Source organism: Peribacillus sp. NPDC097675 (assembly GCF_050277655.1).
GTDB lineage: Bacteria > Bacillota > Bacilli > Bacillales > DSM-1321 > Peribacillus.
On record NZ_JBNNSK010000011.1, the window covers coordinates 175,554 to 201,216 of the forward strand.

General features: G+C 40.1%; 26 protein-coding genes and 2 riboswitches. Of the genes, 13 read left to right on the plus strand and 13 right to left on the minus strand.

Annotated elements, in window-relative coordinates; translation table 11 throughout:
* Window positions 1-32: 32 nt before the first annotated feature.
* Together metC and ACQKL5_RS17000 are read right to left on the minus strand one after the other, a co-directional pair.
* Complete coding sequence (metC, locus tag ACQKL5_RS16995) at window positions 33-1,214, minus strand: cystathionine beta-lyase (protein ID WP_427610074.1); 1,182 nt, start codon at window positions 1,212-1,214, stop codon at window positions 33-35.
* The gene (locus ACQKL5_RS17000; RefSeq protein WP_427610076.1) at window positions 1,211-2,323 is read right to left on the minus strand and encodes a methionine biosynthesis PLP-dependent protein; all 1,113 of its coding nucleotides are present in this window, start codon (window positions 2,321-2,323) and stop codon (window positions 1,211-1,213) included. The genes metC and ACQKL5_RS17000 overlap by 4 nt, the downstream gene beginning before the upstream one ends.
* Window positions 2,324-2,405: 82 nt before the next feature.
* A riboswitch (SAM riboswitch) is annotated at window positions 2,406-2,520 on the minus strand.
* Between the two features lie 318 nt (window positions 2,521-2,838).
* Here ACQKL5_RS17000 and fumC point away from each other — a divergent pair.
* From fumC to ACQKL5_RS17040, 8 genes are all read left to right on the plus strand, one after another.
* Window positions 2,839-4,221, plus strand: a complete 1,383-nt coding sequence (gene fumC / locus ACQKL5_RS17005) for a class II fumarate hydratase (RefSeq protein ID WP_427610077.1) — start codon at window positions 2,839-2,841, stop codon at window positions 4,219-4,221.
* Between the two features lie 102 nt (window positions 4,222-4,323).
* Entirely contained in the window at window positions 4,324-4,566 is a 243-nt protein-coding gene (locus tag ACQKL5_RS17010; RefSeq protein WP_427610078.1) for a hypothetical protein, read from the plus strand.
* 177 nt (window positions 4,567-4,743) lie between these two features.
* Window positions 4,744-5,937: an MFS transporter gene (locus ACQKL5_RS17015; RefSeq protein ID WP_427610079.1), complete on the plus strand. Its 1,194-nt coding sequence runs from the start codon at window positions 4,744-4,746 to the stop codon at window positions 5,935-5,937.
* Window positions 5,938-6,393: 456 nt separating this feature from the next.
* Entirely contained in the window at window positions 6,394-7,527 is a 1,134-nt protein-coding gene (locus ACQKL5_RS17020) for an anti-sigma factor (protein WP_427610080.1), read from the plus strand.
* A 384-nt stretch (window positions 7,528-7,911) separates the two neighbouring features.
* Window positions 7,912-8,829: a D-alanyl-D-alanine carboxypeptidase family protein gene (locus tag ACQKL5_RS17025; RefSeq protein ID WP_427610081.1), complete on the plus strand. Its 918-nt coding sequence runs from the start codon at window positions 7,912-7,914 to the stop codon at window positions 8,827-8,829.
* Between the two features lie 64 nt (window positions 8,830-8,893).
* The gene (locus ACQKL5_RS17030) at window positions 8,894-9,577 is read left to right on the plus strand and encodes a response regulator transcription factor (RefSeq protein ID WP_427610106.1); all 684 of its coding nucleotides are present in this window, start codon (window positions 8,894-8,896) and stop codon (window positions 9,575-9,577) included.
* The gene (locus ACQKL5_RS17035) at window positions 9,570-10,664 is read left to right on the plus strand and encodes a sensor histidine kinase (RefSeq protein WP_427610082.1); all 1,095 of its coding nucleotides are present in this window, start codon (window positions 9,570-9,572) and stop codon (window positions 10,662-10,664) included. Before ACQKL5_RS17030 ends, ACQKL5_RS17035 begins: the two co-directional genes overlap by 8 nt.
* Window positions 10,665-10,837: 173 nt before the next feature.
* On the plus strand, window positions 10,838-10,975 hold the full coding sequence (locus ACQKL5_RS17040) for a hypothetical protein (protein WP_427610083.1): 138 nt from the start codon (window positions 10,838-10,840) through the stop codon (window positions 10,973-10,975).
* A gap of 254 nt (window positions 10,976-11,229) precedes the next feature.
* Here the strand turns inward: ACQKL5_RS17040 and ACQKL5_RS17045 are convergent, their stop codons facing one another.
* The 4 genes from ACQKL5_RS17045 to ACQKL5_RS17060 all read right to left on the minus strand — a co-directional run bounded on the left by ACQKL5_RS17045 (window position 11,230) and on the right by ACQKL5_RS17060 (window position 15,176).
* On the minus strand, window positions 11,230-11,718 hold the full coding sequence (locus tag ACQKL5_RS17045) for a GNAT family N-acetyltransferase (RefSeq protein ID WP_427610084.1): 489 nt from the start codon (window positions 11,716-11,718) through the stop codon (window positions 11,230-11,232).
* 355 nt (window positions 11,719-12,073) lie between these two features.
* Window positions 12,074-13,213, minus strand: coding sequence for an ABC transporter ATP-binding protein (locus tag ACQKL5_RS17050; protein WP_427610085.1), 1,140 nt, complete (start codon window positions 13,211-13,213; stop codon window positions 12,074-12,076).
* Between the two features lie 101 nt (window positions 13,214-13,314).
* Window positions 13,315-14,211, minus strand: coding sequence for a PucR family transcriptional regulator (locus ACQKL5_RS17055; RefSeq protein ID WP_427610086.1), 897 nt, complete (start codon window positions 14,209-14,211; stop codon window positions 13,315-13,317).
* Window positions 14,212-14,351: 140 nt separating this feature from the next.
* Window positions 14,352-15,176 (minus strand): MetQ/NlpA family ABC transporter substrate-binding protein, encoded by an 825-nt coding sequence (locus ACQKL5_RS17060; RefSeq protein WP_427610087.1) that lies wholly within the window; start codon window positions 15,174-15,176, stop codon window positions 14,352-14,354.
* A 560-nt stretch (window positions 15,177-15,736) separates the two neighbouring features.
* Here ACQKL5_RS17060 and ACQKL5_RS17065 point away from each other — a divergent pair.
* Window positions 15,737-16,555: an MBL fold metallo-hydrolase gene (locus ACQKL5_RS17065; protein ID WP_427610088.1), complete on the plus strand. Its 819-nt coding sequence runs from the start codon at window positions 15,737-15,739 to the stop codon at window positions 16,553-16,555.
* A gap of 78 nt (window positions 16,556-16,633) precedes the next feature.
* A riboswitch (cobalamin riboswitch) is annotated at window positions 16,634-16,829 on the plus strand.
* 63 nt (window positions 16,830-16,892) lie between these two features.
* Here the strand turns inward: ACQKL5_RS17065 and ACQKL5_RS17070 are convergent.
* Complete coding sequence (locus tag ACQKL5_RS17070) at window positions 16,893-17,045, minus strand: hypothetical protein (protein ID WP_427610089.1); 153 nt, start codon at window positions 17,043-17,045, stop codon at window positions 16,893-16,895.
* Between the two features lie 4 nt (window positions 17,046-17,049).
* Here ACQKL5_RS17070 and ACQKL5_RS17075 point away from each other — a divergent pair, with 4 nt between their 5' ends.
* Window positions 17,050-17,274 (plus strand): hypothetical protein, encoded by a 225-nt coding sequence (locus tag ACQKL5_RS17075; RefSeq protein ID WP_427610090.1) that lies wholly within the window; start codon window positions 17,050-17,052, stop codon window positions 17,272-17,274.
* A gap of 28 nt (window positions 17,275-17,302) precedes the next feature.
* Here the strand turns inward: ACQKL5_RS17075 and ACQKL5_RS17080 are convergent, their stop codons facing one another.
* The 6 genes from ACQKL5_RS17080 to ACQKL5_RS17105 all read right to left on the minus strand — a co-directional run bounded on the left by ACQKL5_RS17080 (window position 17,303) and on the right by ACQKL5_RS17105 (window position 22,838).
* Entirely contained in the window at window positions 17,303-17,494 is a 192-nt protein-coding gene (locus ACQKL5_RS17080; protein ID WP_427610091.1) for a hypothetical protein, read from the minus strand.
* 66 nt (window positions 17,495-17,560) lie between these two features.
* Window positions 17,561-17,764: a YheE family protein gene (locus tag ACQKL5_RS17085; protein ID WP_427610092.1), complete on the minus strand. Its 204-nt coding sequence runs from the start codon at window positions 17,762-17,764 to the stop codon at window positions 17,561-17,563.
* Window positions 17,765-17,824: 60 nt separating this feature from the next.
* Window positions 17,825-19,021, minus strand: a complete 1,197-nt coding sequence (locus tag ACQKL5_RS17090; RefSeq protein WP_427610093.1) for a YheC/YheD family protein — start codon at window positions 19,019-19,021, stop codon at window positions 17,825-17,827.
* The gene (locus ACQKL5_RS17095) at window positions 19,018-20,388 is read right to left on the minus strand and encodes a YheC/YheD family protein (RefSeq protein WP_427610094.1); all 1,371 of its coding nucleotides are present in this window, start codon (window positions 20,386-20,388) and stop codon (window positions 19,018-19,020) included. The genes ACQKL5_RS17090 and ACQKL5_RS17095 overlap by 4 nt, the downstream gene beginning before the upstream one ends.
* Window positions 20,389-21,459, minus strand: a complete 1,071-nt coding sequence (locus ACQKL5_RS17100; RefSeq protein ID WP_427610095.1) for a YheC/YheD family protein — start codon at window positions 21,457-21,459, stop codon at window positions 20,389-20,391. It abuts the gene before it with no gap.
* A 29-nt stretch (window positions 21,460-21,488) separates the two neighbouring features.
* Window positions 21,489-22,838 (minus strand): YheC/YheD family protein, encoded by a 1,350-nt coding sequence (locus ACQKL5_RS17105; RefSeq protein WP_427610096.1) that lies wholly within the window; start codon window positions 22,836-22,838, stop codon window positions 21,489-21,491.
* Between the two features lie 86 nt (window positions 22,839-22,924).
* Between ACQKL5_RS17105 and ACQKL5_RS17110 the strand changes: the two genes are divergently transcribed.
* The 3 genes from ACQKL5_RS17110 to ACQKL5_RS17120 all read left to right on the plus strand — a co-directional run bounded on the left by ACQKL5_RS17110 (window position 22,925) and on the right by ACQKL5_RS17120 (window position 25,560).
* A complete protein-coding gene (locus tag ACQKL5_RS17110) occupies window positions 22,925-24,115 on the plus strand; it encodes a DUF445 domain-containing protein (protein WP_427610097.1) in 1,191 nt (396 codons plus the stop codon).
* Window positions 24,116-24,190: 75 nt separating this feature from the next.
* On the plus strand, window positions 24,191-24,544 hold the full coding sequence (locus tag ACQKL5_RS17115; protein ID WP_427610098.1) for a YlbF family regulator: 354 nt from the start codon (window positions 24,191-24,193) through the stop codon (window positions 24,542-24,544).
* A 149-nt stretch (window positions 24,545-24,693) separates the two neighbouring features.
* Window positions 24,694-25,560: a Cof-type HAD-IIB family hydrolase gene (locus ACQKL5_RS17120; protein ID WP_427610099.1), complete on the plus strand. Its 867-nt coding sequence runs from the start codon at window positions 24,694-24,696 to the stop codon at window positions 25,558-25,560.
* Window positions 25,561-25,663 lie beyond the last annotated feature (103 nt).

The following is a 25,663-nucleotide window of genomic DNA, read 5'->3' on the forward strand; positions in this document are numbered from 1 at the left end:
GCCACCATATTGGCGCCTCCGGATTCGTTCCCCTATTTTGAAGTAACAGCCTGTTTATCTGCGCTTTTCCTAAGGGCTAAATCAAAGTCCTTTATTAGATCATTAGGGTTTTCGAGACCGACGGACAGGCGCAGCAAACTGTTCGTGATGCCACGTTTTTCCCTTTCAGCTGCAGGCATGGCCGCATGGGACATCTTGGCCGGGTAAGATAAAATCGATTCCACTGCCCCAAGGCTTACGGCAAACACGGGGAGCTCGACATGGTTCACGAACGTGCGGAAGGTTTCTTCGCTTTCCAATTCGAATGATAAAACAGCTCCCGCTCCCTTTGCTTGATTTTCCTGGATGCCGCGTTGTGGGTGGTCGGCAAGACCTGGGTAATAGACCTTTGTCACTAACTGATGCTGTTTTAAGTATTCCGCAATCTTCTCGGCACCTTTTTGGGAGTGTTCCATCCGAACGGATAAGGTTTTCAGGCCTCTCATCACAAGCCAGGCATCCTGGACGCCAAGCACCGCTCCGAAAGAGTTTTGGAGGGACCCAAGTCTATCGGCAAGTTCCGGATCTTTTACGACGGCAAGCCCTGCTACGACATCACTATGTCCGGACAAGAATTTCGTCGCACTATGCAGGACCACATCTGCTCCGAGGTTTAGCGGTTTTTGCAGGGCGGGCGTCAAGAACGTATTGTCAACAAAGCTCAAAGCACCTATGCTTTTGGCAATATCACATACGGCTTTAATGTCGGTCACCTTAAGCAAAGGATTGGAAGGAGTTTCGATATAAATGGCTCTCGTATTGGGCTGGATGGCGGCTTTTACACTTTCAAGATCCGTCATATCCACGAAAGTATGCTCGATGTTGAAGCGGGTTAACACGCTTGTTACCATTCGGAATGTACCACCATACACATCTTCGGAGATGACGATATGGTCACCGGCAGAAAGTAGGAGGAAGGCGGTTGAAATGGCAGCCATCCCGGATGAAAAGGCAAATCCACGGGTACCTTCTTCAAGTTCTGCAATGATATCTTCAAGTGCTTCGCGCGTGGGATTCCCGCTACGGCTGTAATCGTATTTTCCAAATTGATCAATATCATTCTGATGGAAAGTGGAAGCGTGCTGGATCGGAACGCTCACCCCGCCTGTTGTTGGATCGAATTTATGTTGGTTATGAAGTAATTTGGTTTCAAAGCTGAATTCAAGGTTGGTCATCGTAGTGCCTCCTTTTTGACTTGTGCGAATGCTTGTTGCAGATCTCCGATTAAATCTTCGCTGTCCTCGATGCCAACGGAGAAACGTAGTAGCCGATTACAAACACCATTTGCCGTTCTGACTTCAAGAGGCATATCTGCATGTGTCTGTGTCGCCGGATAGGTGATGAAGCTTTCAACACCGCCTAGGCTTTCTGCAAAGGAAATCAAGGAAAGTGATTGTAAAAATGGATTGACGGCTGCTTCGTCGTTGACCCGAAAGGAAATCATTCCACCACGGCCCGGATAGAGAACATCTGTTACACAATCATGCTCCGTTAAATAATCGACCATGATTTTGGCGTTCTTTTCGTGACGTTCCATTCTTAGTGCCAAGGTTTTCATCCCACGCATCAACAGCCAGGAATCGAACGGACTCAAGACTGCTCCCATTCCATTATGGTGGAAGGCAAGGGACTCACATAATTCCGCACCTTTTGCCACTATCAAACCGGCAAGTACATCATTATGGCCGCCAAGATATTTCGTTGCACTATGAATCACAATGTCGGCACCAAGTAGGATGGGCTGTTGAATGATTGGTGTGTAGAAAGTGTTGTCAACAATCAATAGTAAATTGTATTGTTTGGCAAGGGCGGAAACTGCGGCAATGTCCGTTTGCTGCATCAGAGGATTTGTGGGAGTTTCAATAAAGATGGCCTTTGTTTGAGGGGTGATCGCTTTTTCGATATCCTCTAAGCAACATGTATTGACATAATCGCAGTGTAATCCCCATTTTTTAAAACCATGTTCTAACAATCGATATGTACCGCCGTATAAATCCTCACTACTGATCCATGCATCTCCGGATTTGAATAAAGATAGGATGGAGGCAATCGCTGCCATTCCCGAGCTGCATGCAAAGCCTTGATCACCATGTTCAAGCTTGGCTATGGATTGCTCCAAAAGCTGACGGGTCGGGTTTCCTGTTCGTGTGTAATCAAAACCTGTTGATTGACCAATTCCTTCGTGGCGGAAAGCTGTCGAGAAGTAAACGGGCGGATTGACCGTTCCTGTCGCCGTTTCACTGCGGTTTCCAAGCTGAGCAAGATACGTTTCTGGTTTGTACATAATTTTCACTGCTCCTTTAAGTTAAATAAAATAAAAAAAGTCTTCTTTAAGAAGAAGACTTGGATAAGTAGACGAGTCATTCTTCTTATCTTCCAAGTTACATAAACTTGTGGAATTAGCACCTTTTCATTGGTTGGAAACAAATGAAGGTTGCTGAGGTGTCATAGGGCCATTCCCTCTACCTCTCTCGATAAGAGTTTAGATTATTCAATTTCTTTTGAATTTACTATATACACAGAATTATGTCAAGAACATTCATGATAAATGCATGAAATAGGGGGAGGTGACGTGGCAGGGATAGAAGATTACGATTTTAATGGAATGACCAGAGGTAGAGAAATGGATGCTGATTAAACACCGATTCCTCTGAAGAAAAAGCCCGGATTTGTTCTGTTTTTTTTGCTTTAAAATAATAAAGTTTGTACAATATAGAGGGGATTCATATAAAACGTCATTATTCATTGCATATACATAAACGTTTCTTAATGGATAGTGCGAACTTAGGGGGAGAACACATGGAATACAGAATCGAACGAGATACGATGGGTGAAGTGAAAGTTCCTGCTGATAAGTATTGGGGAGCACAAACAGAAAGAAGCCGCAACAACTTCAAAATAGGTTATGAAAAAATGCCAATTGAATTGGTTCATGCGTTTGCTTATGTAAAACAAGCGGCAGCTAAAGTGAACTTTGAACTGGGCGATCTTTCAGAAGTGAAAAAGAATGCCATCGTTAAGATTTGTGGTGAAATTCTAGAAGGAACACTTGATGAACATTTCCCACTGGTGGTCTGGCAAACTGGGAGCGGCACGCAAAGTAATATGAACGTGAATGAAGTGGTCGCTAACAAAGGGAACGAATGGTTGAAGGAAAACGGTGAAACTGAAATGCTTCACCCGAATGATGATGTGAACAAAGCACAAAGCTCTAATGATACATTCCCAACGGCTATGCATATCGCAGCTTATATGGAAGTGGCTGAAAAGTTAGTACCGGCCATCAAAGTGCTACGTGATACATTCGCAGCCAAAGAAAAAGAATTCTGGGACGTCGTGAAAATTGGCCGTACCCATCTTCAAGATGCAACACCACTAACTTTAGGTCAGGAAATTTCCGGTTGGAAAGCTATGCTTGATAAAGATTTAGCGATGATCGAAGAGAGCAGCCAAAAATTATTGAACTTGGCATTGGGCGGTACAGCTGTAGGTACTGGAATCAATACGAAAAAAGAATTCCCGGGACTTTCCGCTGAGCAAATCGCTGCTGATACAGGGCATTCTTTTGTCACATCGGATAATAAGTTCCATGCCTTAACCAGCCATAACGAAATCGTATATGCCCATGGTGCGCTAAAAGCATTAGCGGCAGACTTAATGAAAATCGCGAACGATGTTAGATGGCTGGCCAGTGGCCCAAGAAGCGGAATAGGTGAAATTGCGATTCCAGAAAACGAGCCAGGCAGCTCCATCATGCCAGGTAAAGTGAACCCGACACAATGCGAAGCAATGACGATGATCGCAACACAAGTTGTCGGTAACGATGCTACCATCGGTTTTGCAGCAAGCCAAGGTAACTTCGAATTGAATGTCTTCAAACCAGTTATCATTTACAACTTCCTGCAAACTGTTAAATTATTGACAGATGGCATTCATTCTTTCAATTATAACTGTGCGGTAGGAATTACGGCGAATGAAGATAAAATCAAAGAAAATGTTGAGCGTTCCCTTATGCTTGTAACAGCATTAAATCCGCATATCGGCTATGAAAAAGCGGCAAAAATCGCAAAAACTGCATTTAAGGATAACTCGACTTTAAAAGAAGCAGCGTTGAAACTTGAATTCCTAACGGAAGATGAATTCAAAGCATGGGTGGATCCTGCTAACATGGTCAATAAATAAGAGAATTATTCGCCCTTCCTTGCATTTGGAAGGGCGTTTTAATGTGTTAGAATGAAAGAAGATACCAATACTTAGAATAGATATAGAACAGGAGGAAATGCCATGTCTTTATGCCCGCTATGCAATGGTCTCAGAAAAATACATGTGGAATGTCCAAAATGTAGCAGTGACCTTGAAGATAAAGGAAAATACATGGATTATGCCGATGAGTACAGTGCTTATATGGATAGTGACACACTGAAGCAAAACGACGGTTTCCCACAATCCCTTCAAAAGGGTCAATGTCCGCATATCATGAAGTGTCCAAAATGTGGACATGATGAAGTAATCCTTGTTCAGGAATAAGATTCAGATAGTAGAATAAACGTTAAGAGAGACTCATTCATAAAAACCCTTTTTATGAGTGAGTCTCTTTGTTTTTTTGTTAAATGGAATAAATATAGTAAAAAGAGAGGTAGTGACCGGTTGTCCCACCATATAGTGGTTACAGGTCATCATACATGGAGAACGGGGGTGGCATCTTTGGCCATACTTTTATTGATAATGATTTACTTGGCTTTCATAAGCCTGGGGCTTCCAGATTCCTTATTGGGGGCGGCCTGGCCAGTCATGCAGACCGATTTTGCACAGCCTTTGGAGACTGCCGGATTACTTTATATGATCATTGCTGCGGGAACCATACTCTCAAGTTTAGCCAGCGGTTGGCTAAATGAAAAACTGGGGACGGGGAAGGTCACATGTATCAGTGTTGCTTTGACGGCGTTGGCTCTGCTGGGCATTGGCTATTCAACCTCTCTAGCCTGGCTTATTATCTGTGCAATACCATTGGGGCTGGGTGCAGGAGCTATCGATGCCTCATTGAATAATTATGTAGCGTTGCATTATAAAGCCCATCATATGCATTGGTTACATTGTTTTTGGGGAGTCGGGGCAAGCATAGGCCCCATCATGATGTCTTATTATATGGTAAATCAAGGCACGTGGAGAGCTGGGTATGTGACCATTGCTTATATACAATTCAGCTTAGCGTTTTTATTAGTATTGGCTCTTCCGTTATGGGCTATCGTTTCCCAAAAAACAAAAACCGAAGAAGAGCACAAAGTGAATCCGGATGATCCTAAACTAGATTACGAGGTGAAGCCGCTTAAGATAAAAGGGGTCAAGTATGCATTGTTCACGTTCTTTTTCTATTGCGGCGTGGAATCCACACTAGGGTTGTGGGGGAGCAGCTATCTAGTGAATAGCAAGGGATTGTCTGCAGCTATGGCTGCTCAAGGGGTATCTTTTTTCTATACAGGTATTATGATAGGTCGACTAATTACAGGGTTCATTCTCTTGAAGGTAAGCGACCATCAGCTGCTGATTCGAATAGGACAGATTACGGCACTTATTGGGGCTATGCTCCTTATCCTGCCCTTGCCGGTCATGATGTCACTCGTCGGCTTTACGATAGTTGGACTAGGCTTAGCCCCTATTTATCCATGCATGATTCACGAGACCCCTGTCAGATTCGGTAAAACACATTCACAATCCATCATCGGCTATCAAATGGCCGTAGCTTATACAGGCACTACTTTTTTACCTCCCATGCTCGGCCTGATTGCCTCTTACACATCTATTGCCATATTTCCTTACTTTGCTTTGGCTTATGTGATTGCGATGTTGATTGGCTCTGAAAAATTGAATGAAATGATGAGGACCCGGATCAGAGAATAAAGACCGACCCTTCATTCCGTTAATTTGTTTGCGTTCACTTTCCTCAACATATTACAGGAGAATGTGGACGTGAATAGGGCACCCAATACCATATTGATAATGCTGTTAACTAAGTGTGCTCGGTCCATGGTAATTAAACTTCATTTATTCCAATGTTTCCTATATTGTATTGTCGTCTCTATAACAAATTGTCCTATGTAAATAAAAAACGAGTAGCTATTCAGTGATCCGAGTTCATTCCTAGGACTATATAACGAATATATACCTCCCAAGGTACCGTTTATTTGTATTACTTATAAGCGTATAATTATTTTTTATTGAGTTGTAAATATTTTATTTTTTTTCAAGTATTATCTAAAAGGAAACGTCTCTATTAATAAACGTGAATCAGCCACATTGTTAAGTCTTAAATTAATTTGTGGTAGGCAGGGATAAGAACTAGGAGGTTAGGAGAAAGTGAGTGAAGATTTTAAAAGGAAATTGGAAGCATATAATAAGGGTAAACTATCAGGTCCCGAAAAAGTGGAAGTCGAAAAAGAACTTGATAAAATGGAAAAAGAAACTGAAATGGAAGAAAATAAGGGTTTCAATAAAATGGATAAAAAACAAAAAAAGATCTTGAAGCGCAGCAAATGGAAAGCCAGAGTGCAAACGGTTTGTGTTGTTCTGGGATTATTTCTTGTTTTTTCTATTGTTACTACCATTCTGACGGGTGTTTACTACTCATGGGGAAAGCCAGACCGTGTAGATGTGTTCAGTAACGTGATTGACAACACGCTGACTGTAACCGACCCTTATGGAGAAATTGGTGGAACGAGTTCTAATACAAATGCGTATTTCGGCATGGAAGCAACAAGGGATTTAAACAAATTAGTCGGTAATGAAACGATAAAAGTCGGGGAAATTAAAACGGATTTTCTATTCTCCATGATGAGTTATCCAGAACGTGAAGACTTTGGGAAAGTCTCGGAGACTACACCGGGATTTACCTACCCTGGAGTTGGAGAGCGGGGGATGTCAGATTGGGATAAGTTAGAAAAGCTACCTGAAGGGACGGTGGTATCCGCCTATTTATCTTTTTCTGAGTTAGCCGAAACGGGTGATGTTCTAAAGAGATTCGAAGGGAAAGATATGGAGTTAGTTTGGTTGGCCGTTGATACTGGTTTTGAAGCGAAGGATGAAAATCCTGAAGGTGTTATCTTTGAACCTATTGGTTTTCCAAGCTATCCAATTTGGCACGATGATGATATGATTCTAGATTCCAAAGAAGAAGAAAAGGGACTATTCGGTACTCGAACAGTATCAGAAAGCCATTCATCTCCTGACTACGATGAAGGCGATCAAGAAATTATACACAAGCAATTTTTGAAAACTCTATATTTCCTAAAAAAACATGAAGAGAAAGCAAACAAGTTCTACTTTGGAAACTTAAACCTCTCAAAACGAATTGATTATCTTGAACATAATGGCTTCAAGCATTATGGTGTTGTCCTTACGGGGCCTACAAAAGAAGTGTTGAAGTTGAAAAAAGAAACATGGAGTAAATCGATAGAAGTGGATGAGGTAAGTTTTTGGAGTTGGAATGAGTGATGGTATCCGCATTTAGGCACTATGTCCATAGCTTGAAAAGACCTTACTTCGATAAAATTTAGTGTCTAGGAAAGAAAGAAAAAAAGGATTTGCATTTTCTATACTATGTTCAAAATGTGAGAGTTTCAGTTAACTTTATGGGATAACAGATATAAAAGTATTGGTTATGTTAATGGAACGGTCTAAACAAATCGAATTGAAAATTAATACAAATACCATAAAGAAACAGATTATTAAAGTGGTAGTGCAAAATAAGAGTTAGTTTAGAATAAGATAAGTCTTTTTTTTAATATATTTAAGATTTTCTTAAGGTTTTCTTTCATTTTTCTTTAATGTTGTTTTCTATAATGAGTTACAGAAGACAAACAACTAGGAGAAATGACTATGAAGAAAAAGTTATTTTTGATTTTGATTATATTAGTATTAGGGATGGTGGGGCATAGTAGAGTTGGTGATATTATTCCATTGCATGAATGGATGGTTAATAATGATGCTTTTACGAAAAACGAAAATTATACTATTCAGGACATACAGTTAACAGGAAAAGTTGCTCTTTTAATAGATGAACGTAATAACACAGTGTTATATGAGAAAAGAGCTAATAAGCGTATTTACCCAGCTAGTACAACGAAAATTTTAACAGCTTTATTGGCTTTAAAGTACGGAGATATGGATGAACGTGTAACAGTGGGAACGGAAATTGAGCCGCAGGAGACGGGAGAGAGTACGGCATATTTAGTCCTAGGCGATACGTACACGATTCGTGATTTATTAGCAGGCTTAATGTTACCATCTGGAAATGATGCAGCTAGAGCAATCGCTGTATATATCGGCAAAATTATAGCGAATGATGAAAGGCTAAGTAATGTACAAGCTACAACCGTATTTGTGGATGAAATGAATACATATGCAAAAAAACTAGGAGCAGAGAATTCAAATTTCATCAATTCCAATGGACTTCATGAACCCGGACATTATACGACCGCCTATGATATGGCGATGATTACACTGGCTGCCATTAAAGAAAAAGAATTTATGCAAGTGGTCTCACAATCTATTTACCAAAATGAACATTCTACCTTTAAAAACACAAATCAATTATTAGATCCAAACAGTAACTATTATTTTGAAGGTGTAGATGGTATAAAAACAGGCTTTACAGATGAGGCAGGTCGGTGCTTAGTTTCATCTATACCACTGGGTGGTCGTCATTTGATAGCGTTTATATACGATTCGACAGAAGAAGAAGTGTTTAATGATGCTACTGCATTGTTAAATGCAGGTATCAATCATAACAACTAATTAGTTTATAATATAAATATATTATTATTCTATTTTCGATGAAGATTACTGAAAAGAGGAAAAGATATTGAAACGAATTCTTATAGTAGATGACGATAGGGAAATTGTAAATTTGATTTCAATTTATTTAAAAAATGAAGGCTTTTCAATTTATAGCGCAATAAATGGGGTAGATGCACTTGAAATAATGGAGAAAGAACAGGTAGATTTGTTGATTCTCGACATAATGATGCCTGTAATGGATGGAATGGAAGTCTGTAGACGTTTGCGCGAACAAAATAGTTTAGTTCCCATCTTAATGTTGACTGCGAAATCTGAAGATCTAGATAAAATAAGTGGTTTGATGAATGGGGCAGATGATTATTTGACAAAACCTTTTAATCCTTTGGAGGTAATTGCGAGAGTAAAGACCATTTTAAGAAGAGTTAATCAATATATTAACCAGTCAAAGAAAGATGTGATATATATTGACAATTTAGAGATTGATCAGCAATCACATACGGTCAAAGTAGCGGGTAAAGATATTTTTTTTACAGCCAAAGAGTTTAGCATATTGTCTATACTTGCATCTAACCCTGGGCGAATTTATAGTGCCGAAGAATTATATCAGAATGTTTGGAAGGATTCTTATGTAAATGGTAATAATACAATTATGGTGCATATAAGTAAACTACGCGTTAAATTGGAGAAAGAGCTTGGTTACAAAGTTATTAAAACAATTTGGGGAGTAGGATACAAAATTGAATAATAAATGGACAAACTCGCTTCATATTAGAGTAATCTTTGTTTTTGTTAATAGTCTTTTATTATCAATAATAACAAGTGCTGCAATATCAGCTATGTTGTATAACGTATACAAAAATTCATATGCGACTGATTGGATTGCAATTACAATGCACAAATATTATTACAGCTATGGACTATCCTCTTTTATATTTCCTCTTGTTATATTTTTTCATTTTGTGTATTTTATATGGCTATTTAGAAAGTGGAGTACTTATTTTACAAAGGTAGAGAGTGTAACAAAGGCATTATCAGAAGGTCGTTTTGAAGTGGAAATCCCAAAACAATCAAAAAAAATACCTGTTTCTGTTTTTGAGAATCTAGAATTAATGAAAGAACAATTAGATTATTTGATTAAAAAAGAAAAAAAAATAAATCGTTTAAAAAACGAGTTAATTACAAATGTGTCGCATGATTTAAGGACCCCTTTAACATCAATGATTGGTTATTTACAGCTTATTGAAGATAATCATTATAAGGATGAGGTAGAGTTAATGTATTACGTTGACATTGCTCTTGAAAAATCTCTTCGACTGAATCGAATGGTTAATGATTTGTTCGAATATACAAAATTACAAAATGATGAATTAGTCTTGAACAAGATTAATCTTAATCTGAATGAGCTCATGAGACAGCTCGTTTCGCAATTCTTACCTGATACAGATAAGAAAGGTGTTTGTATGAAATTTGAAGAAAAATATCCGAAGGTCAATATTAATGCTGACCCAGATAAAATAATGAGGGTTTTTGAGAATATTCTTTCTAATGCACTTAAATATGGTAGTGAAGATAAAGATATAAAGGTTATTATCAATCAAGAAGAGTACGTAGCAACGGTGGAAATTGAGAATGGAGGAAACCCCATCCCCCAAGAAGCTATACCTCTTTTATTCAATCGTTTATATCGAGTAGAATCTTCCCGTTCTTTTGAAACTGGAGGAACAGGTTTAGGTCTAGCCATTGCTAAAGGGATTGTTGATTCGCATAATGGTTCAATTGAAGTGTCCAGTAATGAGCAAAAAACAAGCTTTAAAGTTATATTGCCTCTGTAAAAAGAAACGAGTTTATATATCTGTTTGTTTAATATGTTAGGTGTGTATAAATACTGACTAACGGACTAATTGAAATATAAACATTTATACACTACATGTGTAAAGAGAGCTCAAAACGATTATGAAAATATTAGAACGACAGCAAATGATGATTAATCTTCCTTATGAATCAGATGAAGAACCAATTTAATTTCCGAATGATAGCAAAGGAAATGCCATGCACATTTATGGTTTTTGACATTCTTCAACTGGTTGATAACTCTTTATTGAACATGCCACTTATCGAGCGGAAGTGCCTATTTGAATATTAATGATGCTAACTATCTAAACAAAATGAGGTTTATTGTATAGATTCAGAGTAAAGAAGGAAGTTTTCATTGGTAGTTTCTTAAATCATGATCGGGATTATCTTATATGTGAGAGTTTTTGATTTTGTAAAAGAACCGAATACTATATTAATCATTCAATTCAACTAGACATAGGAAAGAGGTTCAAACACATTTTCTTAAAATCAGTATTTTAATTTTAAAAGGTTGCACACATTCTGGAAAACACAGTAGTTGAATTAAATGTTAAATGTTTGAATTAGACATAGTTCATCATCGATTAGGTCTTGTCTTTCATGGACTTCCACATTTAACCTATTATATACTTTTTTCCAAAATGCAACTGCACGTTTATTTTCCACAACCTGCATTACAAAATATTCCCCTGGTTTCTCTTCAAATATTTTTGCCGCGGCCTGCACAGCCAACCCACTACCTTTATACTTGTTGAGTATAAAAAAGTCATTTATACCATAATCATAGCTTTTTGTTAAAAATGGGCGTTCTAATAGTAATGTAAAACCGATAATTTCATCATCCAACTTTATAAAGTAAGGCGATAATCCATCTACGTCCCAAAATTCATTCAATTCATCATAATGAAAAAGACCATCTTCTCCAATATCTAAGTTCATAGTGAAATTTGAAAGATCGTGAAGATATAATGAGTAAAAGTTACGCAAAATAGATTTTTCTATTTTCAGAACTTCTTTAAGTTTAACGCTCATCGAATAATCCCCCTTAAAACTTTTTCGAATATGGATTTTAATCTTTGTTTTTAAAATAAGAATATATCAATACAATTTCTTCAAGAACTAACAAGCCTCCATTAGTCACTTAAATATCAGGTAATGGGTTACTGCCCAGAAGTCAGCTTTCATTCTGCTTCCTAGATATAATCCTGTTCATTAAGGTTCTTCTCTTTATTGGTACAACAAAAAAAGACCTGGTACGGCCTTTTCCTTTGTAACAGAGAATTGTAACGAATATGTATGTGGAAGCGCGCAATTTGAGAAATAAGTTGAGGGAAGCCTTGAACGATAAGGCTTCCTCCAATTAGTATGCAAATCAAAACGCAGTTACTTAAGCCATCTTCGTTTGTTGATTGCCTTCCAGTTCCTCTTCATCGAAAATACGCTGCTCGGACTCTTTATCGAAGAAATGGGCTTTATTCATATCGAGGGCCAGATCAATAGTATCACCAGCCTGTATGATATGTTTGGCATCCACACGGGCAACGAAGTCCTGTCCAGCAAATGTCGAATAGAGCATGATTTCCGCACCCATGAGTTCGGCTACATCGACTTGTGCCGTGAATGTAGTGGTGGGTGAAGATGAAATGAATGCTTCTTCGTTGTGGAAATCTTCAGGCCTGATGCCCAGAATGATGTCTTTACCGATATAGCCTTGATTCCGGAGCGTATTCATTTTTAATTGCGGCACTTCAAGTGTTTGCTCACCAATTTTGATGAAGCCATCCTGCAGTGTACCGGCAAAGAAATTCATGGCGGGTGAGCCGATAAATCCGCCCACGAAAACATTCACAGGTTTTTCATATACATCTTTGGGTGCACCGACCTGTTGAATGATGCCATCCTTCATGACAACAAGACGTGTGGCCATGGTCATCGCTTCTGTTTGGTCATGGGTGACATAAATGGTCGTCGTGTTGATTCGTTTATGCAGCTTAGCGATTTCAGCACGCATTTGTACCCGAAGTTTTGCGTCAAGGTTGGATAGAGGTTCATCCATCAAGAAGACTTTGGCATCCCGGACTATGGCTCGGCCAAGTGCAACACGCTGGCGCTGTCCACCAGAAAGGGCTTTTGGCTTCCGTTGTAAGAAGTCTTCAAGTCCAAGGATTTTCGCTGCTTCATGGACGCGTTGCTTGATTTCCTTTTTCGGCGTTTTCCGGAGTTTCAGCCCAAAGGCCATATTGTCATAGACGGTCATATGCGGGTATAAAGCGTAGTTCTGGAAAACCATCGCAATGTCCCGGTCTTTCGGTGGCACGTCATTGACCCGCTTACCATCTATATAGAGATCTCCTTGGGATATGTCCTCAAGGCCGGCAATCATCCTCAAAGTGGTCGATTTACCACAGCCAGAGGGTCCGACGAACACGATGAATTCTTTATCGGCCACACTAAGGTTGAAATCTTTTACAGCGGTTACCTTATTGTCATAAATCTTGAAGATATGATCCAATACTAGCTCTGCCATGAAATACTCCTCCTCTTAAACTCCTAAACTCGTAGTGATAATTTATAGTCTACTCTATTGAAAAAGAAAAAAATATGGGCACACTGCACAAATAGGGATAATTATCCTTTTTCTGAAATCATGATAAGCAGCAAGTAAGCCGCCAATGCATGCCGGAAATTTCGAACATCCAATCCAGTTTTATCGGCGAATTTATCAATCCGGTATTGCAGGCTGTTGCGGTGGATATATAGCTGTTTTGCTGCAGATGAAGCATTGGAATTAGATTCGATATACGTTTTAACGGTCTTGATCAGTTCCGGATCCTGCCGTGTCTTGCCAAGCAATTCATTGATGTACCAGGTTTTATCGGACTCGGTACAATCATTCATTAGAGCGAAGGGGATGATATCGGACAAATCCGACACCTTCAAGTCGGACAGATACATCAGAGCAAGTTTAAAACATTTCCTCTCCTGATTCAGGTGTTGATGAAGGTCGACATCCACAGGGTGAAAACGGCCGGCATAGATTCTGATCTTTACGTAAAAGTCACTCTCGAGCGTGGAAGAAATGGCGAGAAGTTCTTGGGTCGGTAAAAATTCATCTATGTCAGATTCAATTAAAATGCCCGCTGTTTCATTTTCCCAAATTAGAATCGAATCGGATGGAAGGAACGAGAGTATCGCTTCCTCGAAATGATCATGTGAAAAATCGGCGTGGGCCAGGTTGAAGTAGGTGAATCGAACATTCGCCCAGTTAGTTAAAGGCTGGGAGGCAATGGATCCAAATAAAAAATCATTCCAGGTGGTGTAAGTAGTCGAGGTGTTGGGTCTCTGGAGTGCTGGAGAATCAAAGAGTAACCTAAGCAAACGGATTTCATCGGCCGAAATTTCTGAGCGGGGAATCCCGAGTGTATCTCCGAATGAATCTTCAAACCAGAAATATTCCGTGATGTCTTGTGCATCTTTTTTATTGAAAAGGGAGTTCGGGAATCTATGTTTAAGCTTATTAAGCAATATGTTCACCTTCTTTCCATTCCATTATATCCAAAAAGGATAAAGGCGAAAAGAAAACGAGGGCGATGTTCAGTGATCTCATTTCAAAGTGGATTAGTAAAGGCCTGCACCACAACGGGGCAGGCCACATCCTATCTGTCTTATCTCATCCACTCAGGATTTACGAAATCTGGAAATTTTATTTCGACCACTTTCTTAAACTCGGTATCTTCTACCACTAATTGGATGTCTTTTGCAAATTGAGCGTCTATATTCTTTGAATTTACAGCAATTACATTTTGGTATGTATCTGACATGTCTTCTAAAACAAGAGCATTTTGAAGGTCCATTTTTGCCCCAATTGCAAAGTTACCAGGAATTGCCGATAGGTCGACGCTGTCCATCGCACGAGGTAAGTATGGCAAATCCATAGGTTGGAATATGATGTTTTTTGGATTTTTTGTTATATCCATTTCCGAAATGGTTAATGGGTCAGCCTCTGGATTCACTTCAATCAGCTCCTCATCTAACAAGAGATGAAGAGCACGGGCGAGGTTTGGCGGGTCAGCGGGAATGGCAAAGGTCGCCCCATCTGTAATGCTTGCTAAGGATTTGAATTCTTTCGAATAAATGCCCATGGGTGCTGTTGGAACGGTAATGATGTCAGAAAGTTCTAAAGCATGTTCTTGAGCGAAGTTGTCCATATCCACTTTGTGTTGAAAGAGATTGGCATCAATCGAGCCATCGGCAAGTGCTTTATTCGGTTGGATATAGTTACTGTATTCAACGATGTCCACTTTGTAGCCAAGGTCTTCGAGTCCCGGTTGAATGACTTCAATAGCCATGTCCGCATAGGGACCAGTCGTTGCCCCAATTTTCACTTCTTTTTTGCTTTCCGTTTTTTTAATTACAGGTTCGTCATTTCCGCAGGCTGACAGTCCGAGGGTTAATGCACATACGGCTAATATACGAGTGTTTTTTTTCATTAGAAATTCCTCCTGAATGTGTAGTAAGTCCATGTTGAATTGAAGGGATCCTATGGTTTATTGACTTAATGGGAAGTCCTGATCTTAATCTATTGATTGGATAATTTGTCTGATGATTGTCCTTACATATAAAAAACTGCCTCCGTCATTCAGTAAAAGGCAGCAAACTTAATACTCATCTTAATCCTTAAAACACTCTCTAGAGAAAAAAACAGCCCTGCCTGGTGGCAGTTCCCTGATCTCTTTAGTCACTAGTATATGGTATATTTATATTTTTTTAATATAATATATATTATTGGTAAAATACAGTAATGTCAATCACTTATGCCATATTAGAATAATTATGGAAATAACTTATATCAATAAAAATGGCAGTTCGTCTAGTTTGTCTTGTATGAAGGAATGCTTCTAGATTGTTATAAACGCTGTAGAGTTGTGCTTTTCTGAAATTTTACCGAAGTTGATGGTATTTACTTGTAAAAAGTATAAAGGGATAATACATTTATTGTAAGTTAATTAGAAGGAAAAGGATATTGGGCTATTGAAAGGGGTGGAAAGTCATGCTGAAAATGAAAACGATAAACGATGTGGTCTGTGTACAAGGAATACCGGAGGGAAGCAAATCGGGGATGAGCGTGAACATGTTTTTAACAGATGGCCTGCTAGTGGATACGGGTGCCCAAATTCTGTTGCAGGAACTGCTTCCATTCTTTGAATCCGCTGATTATGATTTAGTTGCGCTGACACATTACCATGAGGACCACACCGGAGGGGCGGCGTGGATACAGGAACATAGGAACGTTCCAATTTATATTCATCCGATGTCCCTTGATGTATGTGCCAAGGATGCTGAGTATCCTGATTATCGGAGAGTTTTTTGGGGGAACAGAGATGCCTTCCAGGCAGAACCTTTAGGTAGCGTAATCCATTCACGCACTCAAACATGGGAGCCAATCTTTACGCCAGGACATGCAAGGGACCATATGGTCTATCTGAACCATAGCAATGGGGTGTTGTTTTCGGGAGACCTGTATGTTACATCGAAGACGAAGCTCATATTGAGGGAAGAATCTGTCCCTATGATCATCGATTCCATCAGAAGGTTGCTTCAGTATGATTTTCATGAGGTCTTTTGTTGCCATGCGGGGTATGTACCGAATGGAAAGGAAATGTTCAAAAAGAAGCTCGATTATTTAGAAAATCTGAGTGGGGAAATATTACGTTTGTATGATCAAGGCTTAGAAATCCATGAAATTCAGCAAATCATATTGCCGAACCAATATCCACTTATCGAAATATCCGGACACGAATGGGACTCGGAGCATATTATCACGTCAATATTAAAGGAAAATGGATTGCTCTTTAGAGGGATTAACTAGAAAGGGTCTCAAGAACAATGACAATACATGAGCCTCATTGTATTCGAAGTGATAATTTGATACAGTTAAATGGAAAATAGTATACGCCTAGAAACGGGTGCAGATAGAATCATGTCTATCTGCTTAAAAGGGAAGACGGTTAAAATCCGGCGCTGTCCCGCAACTGTAAATGAGAGCGATTCGAGTAAGGCCACTGTCTTTAACGATGAAAGATGGGAAGGTTCGAAAAGCGATGATCATGAGCCAGGAGACCTGCCTGTTTTTAGCACAACATCAAGGACCTACGAGGATAGGGGGTGTTAAGTGCGAAAAATTAGCAAGAACATGCTTTCATTTTTTATAAAATGGAATGGGCATGGTCATCTTTGTTATGTTTCGTTTGCACTTTAACAACTTCTATTGGAGAAGTTGTTTTTTGTTTTGTATAAGTCCATATTCGGACAATTTCAGGAAGGTCCTGTTTAGCAGGATAGTTATCTATGGGGGGCATTTCATTGTTTGGAACAGTTGAGCATTTCACGGACCATCTAAAAGCGCAGATCATGCGTAATCTATCGGCAGAAAAAACGGTTTCTTTATTTGATTGCCATGCAAGACTGATTGAAGAAATTAAGGTGCAAGCAGAAAGCACAAACGATAAGAAAGCTTATGAAGCAAATCTTGAAAAAGCATATAACCAAGTTAATCTAGAATTGTTCGGACACCAAGAAAGCAAGTAAGAGCCACCCAGAAGGGAAGCTCCATATATTACTGTTTATTTATATTCGGTTTGGTCTCATCATAAAAGTCATGAGCTTGTTCGATGTTCAAGGTATCCGCAACTTCATATACATTTCCGCCCGCAAGTCCTTCATTGATATAACGATCGACATCGAGGAAAGCGGAGTCCTTGCCGTCATACTCGGTATCCTTCAAAAAGGTGATCTTTTCTTTATCCAAATGAAATCCCTCCTCGGCTTTTTTATAGTGTTGCCAAAGAGGGTTTTTTTATTCTGCATAGAAAAGTCATTCGTAGACGTGGTATACCATTAAATCATGGATCATGCTCGTAAGCTTTTCTTCATCTGGCTTTGCAGGCGGATTGGCAATCCACTCGATGGACCCGTCTTTATGATAGAGGGCTTGAACGGCTAGCTTATTGAAGTAAAAGGAAAGTTTCCATCCGGGTAAATTCTTGTGAAGTGGCTTCCATTGAAAGTGTGTAATCATATGTATAACCTCCATATAGCTGTTTCTCATTTCATTATAATGGAAAATGGCTAATGGAGGTTATTTTCTTATCTGATTAGGAAAAGTTAGTTCTATGAAAAGGTTTTTTAAATGCAAAAGGCGATTCTCTTCAATTTCTTCTTCGTCAAATTGCATCGGCTTCGAATTCACTTCATAAATGAAGAGAGTTCCGGAAGTATCTTCGCCGATATCGATGGAAAATTCCCCGAGAAAGCCGAACTTCCTGGAAAGGATGATTCCACATCTTTGAGCTATATCTGATAACTTCCGATTCAACTTTCTCGTTTGCAGGTGCTGATAAGGGAAAAGCTTCCCGCCCCTTGGTGTATGGGTCGTGATTTCCTGAGTCTGTGACATCCTCACACCCTTGCCGGTCACTTTATAGAATCCATTTTCATAGTGGACAAGAATCCGGTAATCATATCGGTGTCCATTCAGTTTTTTTGGAATAACAGCTCGTTGGGCAAGGTACCCCTTTTTCAGAAGGGATGCCTTATTTGTATGCCAAAAAGACGAGAAATCAGGGTATGATTCTATATGTTTCAGGCTAGAAAATTGAAGCGTACCATCCGTCTTCTCGAGAAGTGTGTAAATTCCCTTGCCTTGGCTTCCTTTGCATGGTTTTAAGTAAATATGTTTGTGGAAATGGAAAAAATCCGAAAGTTGCGCTGGTTTTGTTAAATCAATGGTTGACGGAAGATGGCGGGCTAAAGATCCATCTTCCGTCAATGCTTCGTACATCAAATATTTATCCAGGAAACAGGGATTGAATAAATGGATATGTTGTTCTTTAAAAAAGGAGATGAGTTGTTGAAAGCGTGATGACGCTTCAAATCCCCTTTTAGGAATGCGATTATAAACGATATCTGGCAGCGGAACCGTCACTGCATTCCACGAGCGGGTTTCCGAAGAAAAAATGAAGCCATTCATGGGTTGGGATAGCAGGGACTCGCTCGTGAACACATATGCCAATATCCCATGATCCAATAAATAGAGTGATAAGTTTTGAAAAAGCGTCAAATTCCCCCCAATACCTAATTCCTTTTTATGATCATGGGAAGTCAATATTCCGACGACGAGCACCCGGTTGCCCGGGAACAATCTAATCGGAACGAGCGTCTGATCTTGATGATCTTCCTTAAAAGGAATTTCCCCATTTGCCGCTCCGGCATAAAGCTGGACATTTTCTTGGTTATGGTTCCATTGTTCAGAGGGTACATCGTAAAAGATATTCATTTCTGTACACCGATAGATTGTGTAATTGTTTGTTCAGTGAGATAAATCGCATAATCGAGACTCAGCTTCCTCGTTAAAAGTTCAAATTCCTTTAGCTTCGGGTGGGAGAAGATAGAACGGCCAGGCTTTGAATTGGCTTCAAACATCCATACTTGCCCTTTTTTATCCAAACCGAGGTCAAACCCGATTTCCCCGATGATGCCATCTAGATGTCCTTCGATACTTTCACTTAATATCAAGGCAGCATCTGATAACTTTTCCTCGACTTTTTTTGCTTCCTCGTCATCTCCATAAAGTTCGGCGACCGTTTTGATGACTCCGCCGCTTTTAATATGGGTCGTCACGCTACCGGCCCCGGAAATTTTTGCGGCGATGGCCGTAACTTGCCAAACGCCATTGCTATCCTTGTTCGTGTGGACCCTGAAATCCACTGGACGGTTAGAAGATTTAATTAACGGGATGCCTTGCTGGACAATCAGGTTTTCAAGTGGCCGATTATGAAAGACATGTTTAAGGATGGCTTCGAGTGTAGAGAATTTTTGTAGTTTATTTTCCTGTGCCTCGTTTTTATATCGGCAATAATAGACGTCTTCATGTTTATCGTAAAGAATTTGATGAATGCCTAAGCCAAGGCTGCCATGAATGGGTTTAATATAGACTTGACGATAATGCGAGAGTAGCGTCTCGACGACAGATAATGATTGAAAGGGATAAGTTTCAGGCAGGAAAGGCAAGGCCCGATCATCCGCATTCAACCGTTCATACACATCCCATTTATTGAAGAAGCCGGGATTGTACCATGGAATCTTATATTCCTTTTGGAACTTTTGTTTCACTGCCTTAGGACCGTCCCGGTTTTCCGTCAACCGGTTCGGTAGCCGGTCATATACGACATTGGGGAAAGGGAATTCATTGATCTGCCAATTCTCTTTTTCGTATACATATCCTTTAATCGTTTCTTGGTCCCAATTGATGACATTTTCACCGAAAATAAAGGGGATACAGCCGGTGGTCTGACTTAGAGAAAGCAGTTTGGAAAAAAAGCTCGAGCGTTCGCCGAGTGGCTTGTTGGAAATACCGGTGAAGCCCGATGAAAAGATGCCGATGAGCGGTCCGATGTGGAGGCTCTTGCCGTATATAAATAGATGAAGGGGGGTATCGAGCTCATTGAACATCAATGAATCTGCAAGCTTACTTGACAGCACGATCGATTGGTTGGTCGCTGGGTTCGGCTTTACGGTGGCAGGGCATGAATGCTGACCAAAATAGATTAATTCGATATCCTCCAACTTCCCAAGTTCAGAGGGATAATAAAGGACCTGACCTGGAATGTTGGATATCTCTGCAGGATAAGTCTTTCTCACCATTTATTCACCTGCTTTCAAAAGATGTTCGGCTAGATATTTGCTATATCTGAATGGAGCTTGATAGATTTCTTTCATGGACTTTGGTTGAAGAGTTTGCACAATCTTCCTACCGGGCTTGGAGTTGATATCCAAAATCCAAATTTGCCCTTTCTTATCGATTCCAAGGTCCACTCCAAGTTCAAATAGCCTGTGAAAAGCTGCTTCGGTTTCCACCGGGAGAGTCCGAAGGATATGCTGGATCGTTTGTTCGACGATAATAGGAATTGCCTCAGGGCTTTTTTTGGCGAAAGACTCAAGCGTGAGGGCTTCCCCGCCAGTGGTCAGGTTGGAAGTAATATGGTCTGGTTTTCCAAGACGAACTCCGCGTCCCCGTTCCAACCACTGGTTCTTTTCATTTTTTTGAAGCAGGATCCGTAAATCAAAAGGTTCATTTTTCTGGGTACTCAATTCTAAATAAGGCTGGCACAAGTAACTATAGCGGGTTAATAGATGTTGCAACCATTTATTCAGTTGTGATGTAGATTCGAATTGGCGGTCATATTTCATCCCTTTTTTGGTCATGGAAACAGTGGTGCCTTCCTTTGTTTTTGTCAGAAGGTAAATGCCAAGACCGCCTGATCCAAACTCGGGCTTAATGATGATCTTTTCCAAGCGTTCCAAGTGGTCGATGATTTCATCGGATGTCGTCACCCGTACCGTTTCTGGGAAAAAAGCCTGAAGCAGGGGATGGGTTTTCAATGTTTGATAAACGTCCCATTTACCAGGAAGGCCCAACCCAATGAAGTTCGAGTTTTCTTTTAACCAATTAATTTTCTCGCGTATGTCATTGTGTTCACGTGATAAACCGTGGAAACAGCGGTCATATATAAAATCAGGAAGATCGAATGAGGCCGAACGCCAGATTTCTTTCTCTCCATCAAAACGTTCTCCCTTGATTTTCTTCAATTCAACGTCAACGTTCTCTGGCACGAACTTACAAACATTCATATCGAGTGATTTAGCCGATTTGGCCAGTTCAGTAAAATATTGATGTTCTTGTGTATCTTTCGTGGACATTAGCCCTATCAGCACGTTCCAGCAACTCCTTTTATCGATGGTCTTCACTCACTAAGCGCAAGCATGAATTCTATAATGGACTTTACAGATGGACGAAATGTTTCATAGTTTCCTTGGAATTTTTTCGAAGGCTTCGAATTCACCTCAATAATCCAAGGATGTTTATCCATATCAAGCGCCAGGTCGATTCCCAGTTCCCCAAATAATTCCGGATGGTTGTCATCCAGTGCAAATGCTGTCTTTTTAGCTAATCGAATTAGGCTCTGATATAAACGCCCGGCCTCTTGGTGATCGAATATTTCCTTTAAAAAGTCCGATCCGTTCTTCATGACCCCTCCCTGGGCGAGGTTGGAAACAATATTCCCGGGATCCCCAATCCGTGCAACCATGGAGGTGACTTTCCATTGATGCTCCTTGTTTTTATGAAGCAGGATGCGGAAATCTACTATTTTCTGATCGATTTCGAACAAGGATATTCCCTTTTGAAGAATGTAGGCTTGATTTCTACAGAACTTTTTCATGTCTACGAATAATTTTTCTTTGGTTTCTATAGTATGGATAGCGTGAGTTGTTCCTGCATGTTCAATTATCCACCGTCCCGATGACTCGGTCAGTTTGCAGATATTCTTCCCTTGGCTGCCTGTAGAGGGCTTTAAGTAGCTTACTGGATGCTGGTCTAAAAATGTCATGAATGATTCCTGCTCATTAAAAAGTTCGGTATCCGGTAAATGTGGGAGCAGGCTATATTCCGAAAGCAGGAGTTCATGCACGTCATGTTTTGAAAGGAAACGACCGTTGAACATGGGGATGGCCAGGGATTTCAACTCTGTCAGGAAATTTTCGAATGCGGGTTTCCCTTCCAATTTTCTAGAGTGAATCCGATTGTAAAATACATCGGGAATGGGAAGCGGATGGGGCTCCCAGCCATTTCTCCTTGGCCAATATCCTGTAAGGGTCCCTTCTGACAAAGGTTGTGGTTTTGCCAAAAAGAACGGGAAACCTTTCTGATGACAATAGGTTGCCATCTCCTGATAGAAATTCTCCATTTCACCAAATGTACCAGTCTGCTGAGGGATCTGGTTGATGAGGACAGCAAGGAAAGGTCCAATCTGTATCGTTCTCTCCCCCGTATCAAAGGAAACCGAAACCGGGTCTGAAAAAGAAGGCAGAGATAAAAAATGATTCATATCATGCGAAATCTTTATGGTTGAATCACGTGAGGAGAATGGTTGGACAAGTACTGGTACAGAACGTCGTCCGGCAATAAGTGTAAGTGGTTCTCCATATTGAAGGCCCCATTCCTGAAATAGTACTTCTTCGACAAACAACAGTGCTTTCTTTCTTGTAGCAGCGGAGTTTACCTTAATAAAAACTTGTTGAAATTTCAAGGTCATAATAATTCCCCGTTTGCACTAAGTTTGATATCCTTTTATAATTAAATGATGGGCAAAAGTGGATATCACATTCTATGTTTTTTTAATTGGAACGTGTCATTTCGCCCTTATTTCAAGCAATAAAAGGAGAAATCATCATGGATGAGTTTTGGGTAAAGATACTGTTTATGGTCGTTGTGGGTGCAGTGATTGGAGGGTTTACCAATTTATTGGCAATCCGGATGTTGTTCAGACCCTACAAGCCCATTTTTATTTTTGGAAAGCAGGTGCCTTTGACACCTGGTCTAATTCCAAAGCGGCAAGATGAGCTAGCAAAGCAATTAGGAAAATTGGTTGTCGACCATTTAATCACGCCAGAGAGCATCCAAAGTAAGGTCATCAATGATGCCTCTATAAAGAATATGAAGATTTTCGTTCAGTCAGAAGTAAAGAAGGCTTTGTCCACTGAAAAAAGTACGGCGCAACTATTGGACCAATTGGGGATGAAGAATTCGTCCTTAACGATGGAACAGCGGTTACAGACGTTTGTCCTTGGCAAATACGAAACGTGGCTGCTTGAAAATCGTAAAAAGAGCTTACAGGAGATCATCCCTTTGAACATTCAGCAAAAAGCTTTGAAATCGATACCTGATATTTCGCAATATATCGTGACAAAGGGGAAAGAGTATTTTAACAGTACAGAAGGCAAGGGACGACTTGAAGAAATGCTTGATGATTTTTTCAAGGAACGAGGAAAAATGATCAACCTGATTCAGATGTTTATCGGAAATGAAAAGTTGATTGATAAGATTCAGCCAGAAATCATTAAATTCTTTGACCAGTCGCGGACCGTCGACTTATTGTCGGTCATCATGGAGAAAGAGTTAAGGAACCTAGAAAAATGGGACATTGATAAAGTAGAATCATTAATTGGAAAAGAAACGATAGGTACGTTGATTAAAGAAAAAACAGGCGAATGGATTCCTGTTGCTTCTATCATGGAAAAGCCGGTACGTGAATTGACGGCGAATTTTGCCGATACCATTGTGAACAAAGGCGTTCCGATCTTTGTTGAAAAAGCCGCTGATTATTTAATCGTCCATTTCCAGCCCCTTTTTCAAAAGCTGCACTTGGATGATATTGTGGAAGAGCAGGTGTCTTCATTCTCTGTGTCACGATTGGAAGAAATGGTTGTTTCCATCACTAAGAAGGAATTATCGATGATCACATACCTGGGTGCCTTGCTTGGTGGAATCATTGGTTTATTCCAAGGTTTTGTGACCGTTTTATTAGGATGACGTGTAATTAGCAAAGGGATTTGTTATAGTGGAAAAGGTGTAGGAATACAATGATTACCGGGAGGGGAAAAATTTATGAGTAACGTTTATGATGCAGCATATGAAATGGAAAAGGCAATTCGGTCTAGCAGTGAATATGCGGACTTGCAACGTCTATATGATTTAGTCAATTCAGATCCAGCTACGAAAGGAATGTTCGAAAACTTCCGTAACCTGCAAATGACATTGCAACAAAAACAAATGACCGGGCAGGAAATCGCTCCGGAAGAAGTGGAGCAAGCCCAAAAAACTGTGCAGCTTGTTCAACAAAACCCAACCATTTCTCAATTGATGGAAGCGGAACAACGGATGAGCATGGTCATTGCTGACCTTAACAAAATCATCATGAAACCGTTAGAAGATTTATACGGTCCAGCTGAACAACAATAATAACAGTTATAACTCCTTTGCCTATGGCGAGGAGTTTTTTTTGATTAGAAAGATGAACCGAGTGTAAACGAAGACAATCTGATCAAGTTCTACTCTTTAAATTTTTGTCATAAATTTAAACGAGGACACTATAGATGGGGGAGATCAGCATGGTATATCGTTTATTAGCGGTTAACATTGAGGGTACATTGCTTCAGTCCAATGGCCGTTTAAATAAATCGACTAAAGAGGCCATAGAATATGTGCACCATAAGGGTGTCCATGTTGCGCTTGTAACGTCAAAGAATTATCATTCAGCCAAAAAAGTGGCCAAAGCCCTAAAAATAAATCCCATGATCGTTGCCCAACAGGGGGCTTTTGTCGGAGCATCAATCGAAAAGCCCATCATGGTAAAAAGAATGTCTGAAGAACTGACTGTGGAGCTGGTGCAAATGCTTGAAAAGACCAATTCACAAATCATGCTCCATCATGAAAAGTACTCACTCGGCAATCGAGTTAATCTCCCGGAAAACTTACTCGGTAAATCGGTCATGTATATGAATGATCAAAATGTTTACGCCCAAAACTTCGTGGATGACATAAGTGAAGAACTTATGGATCACCCTATGGCCCCAACAAAGATTGATATCATATTTACGGAACAGGCCGATCAAGTAGAAATGCACAAGCTGATAAAAGATATGTTTCCGGAAGTGGAAGTGTTCATGCACCCCGGACATAGGTTAACGATTGTCCCTAAGGGTGTCTCAAAATGGAGTGGCGTTTTATATTTAGCCGATCATCTAGGGGTGAAACGAACTGAAATCGTATCGATTGGAGACGGATTGGATGATATAGAGATGATTGCGGGGGCGGGTTTAGGTGTAGCAATGGGAAATGCCGACCCTGAAGTCAAGAAAGCGGCTAAGTGGGTGACTCGCTCCAACGATGATGACGGAATTGCCTATATGCTAAGAGAGTTCTTCCGTAAGCAACATCCGATTGATTTCTTGCAGAAGATGAATATGCTCAAATAGTATGTTGCGGGGCTGTCCCAAAAGTCAGGAAAATGACTTTTGAGGGCAGCCCTTTTTCTATTGAAAAAAGCATACAAAAAAACCGTCTTTTCTTGTAAAATGA

Excerpts from the sequence above, each read along its gene's own strand:
- ACQKL5_RS17060 (WP_427610087.1), bottom strand. The coding sequence starts at position 15,176 with ATGAAAAAAAACACTCGTATATTAGCCGTATGTGCATTAACCCTCGGA.
- ACQKL5_RS17045 (WP_427610084.1), bottom strand. The coding sequence starts at position 11,718 with ATGAGCGTTAAACTTAAAGAAGTTCTGAAAATAGAAAAATCTATTTTG.
- ACQKL5_RS17070 (WP_427610089.1), bottom strand. The coding sequence starts at position 17,045 with ATGCCCCCCATAGATAACTATCCTGCTAAACAGGACCTTCCTGAAATT.
- ACQKL5_RS17050 (WP_427610085.1), bottom strand. The coding sequence starts at position 13,213 with ATGGCAGAGCTAGTATTGGATCATATCTTCAAGATTTATGACAATAAG.
- ACQKL5_RS17000 (WP_427610076.1), bottom strand. The coding sequence starts at position 2,323 with ATGTACAAACCAGAAACGTATCTTGCTCAGCTTGGAAACCGCAGTGAA.
- metC (WP_427610074.1), bottom strand. The coding sequence starts at position 1,214 with ATGACCAACCTTGAATTCAGCTTTGAAACCAAATTACTTCATAACCAA.
- ACQKL5_RS17090 (WP_427610093.1), bottom strand. The coding sequence starts at position 19,021 with ATGAATATCTTTTACGATGTACCCTCTGAACAATGGAACCATAACCAA.
- ACQKL5_RS17040 (WP_427610083.1), top strand. The coding sequence starts at position 10,838 with ATGAAGAACCAATTTAATTTCCGAATGATAGCAAAGGAAATGCCATGC.
- ACQKL5_RS17115 (WP_427610098.1), top strand. The coding sequence starts at position 24,191 with ATGAGTAACGTTTATGATGCAGCATATGAAATGGAAAAGGCAATTCGG.
- fumC (WP_427610077.1), top strand. The coding sequence starts at position 2,839 with ATGGAATACAGAATCGAACGAGATACGATGGGTGAAGTGAAAGTTCCT.
- ACQKL5_RS17120 (WP_427610099.1), top strand. The coding sequence starts at position 24,694 with ATGGTATATCGTTTATTAGCGGTTAACATTGAGGGTACATTGCTTCAG.
- ACQKL5_RS17095 (WP_427610094.1), bottom strand. The coding sequence starts at position 20,388 with ATGGTGAGAAAGACTTATCCTGCAGAGATATCCAACATTCCAGGTCAG.
- ACQKL5_RS17085 (WP_427610092.1), bottom strand. The coding sequence starts at position 17,764 with ATGATTACACACTTTCAATGGAAGCCACTTCACAAGAATTTACCCGGA.
- ACQKL5_RS17105 (WP_427610096.1), bottom strand. The coding sequence starts at position 22,838 with ATGACCTTGAAATTTCAACAAGTTTTTATTAAGGTAAACTCCGCTGCT.
- ACQKL5_RS17010 (WP_427610078.1), top strand. The coding sequence starts at position 4,324 with ATGTCTTTATGCCCGCTATGCAATGGTCTCAGAAAAATACATGTGGAA.
- ACQKL5_RS17065 (WP_427610088.1), top strand. The coding sequence starts at position 15,737 with ATGCTGAAAATGAAAACGATAAACGATGTGGTCTGTGTACAAGGAATA.
- ACQKL5_RS17025 (WP_427610081.1), top strand. The coding sequence starts at position 7,912 with ATGAAGAAAAAGTTATTTTTGATTTTGATTATATTAGTATTAGGGATG.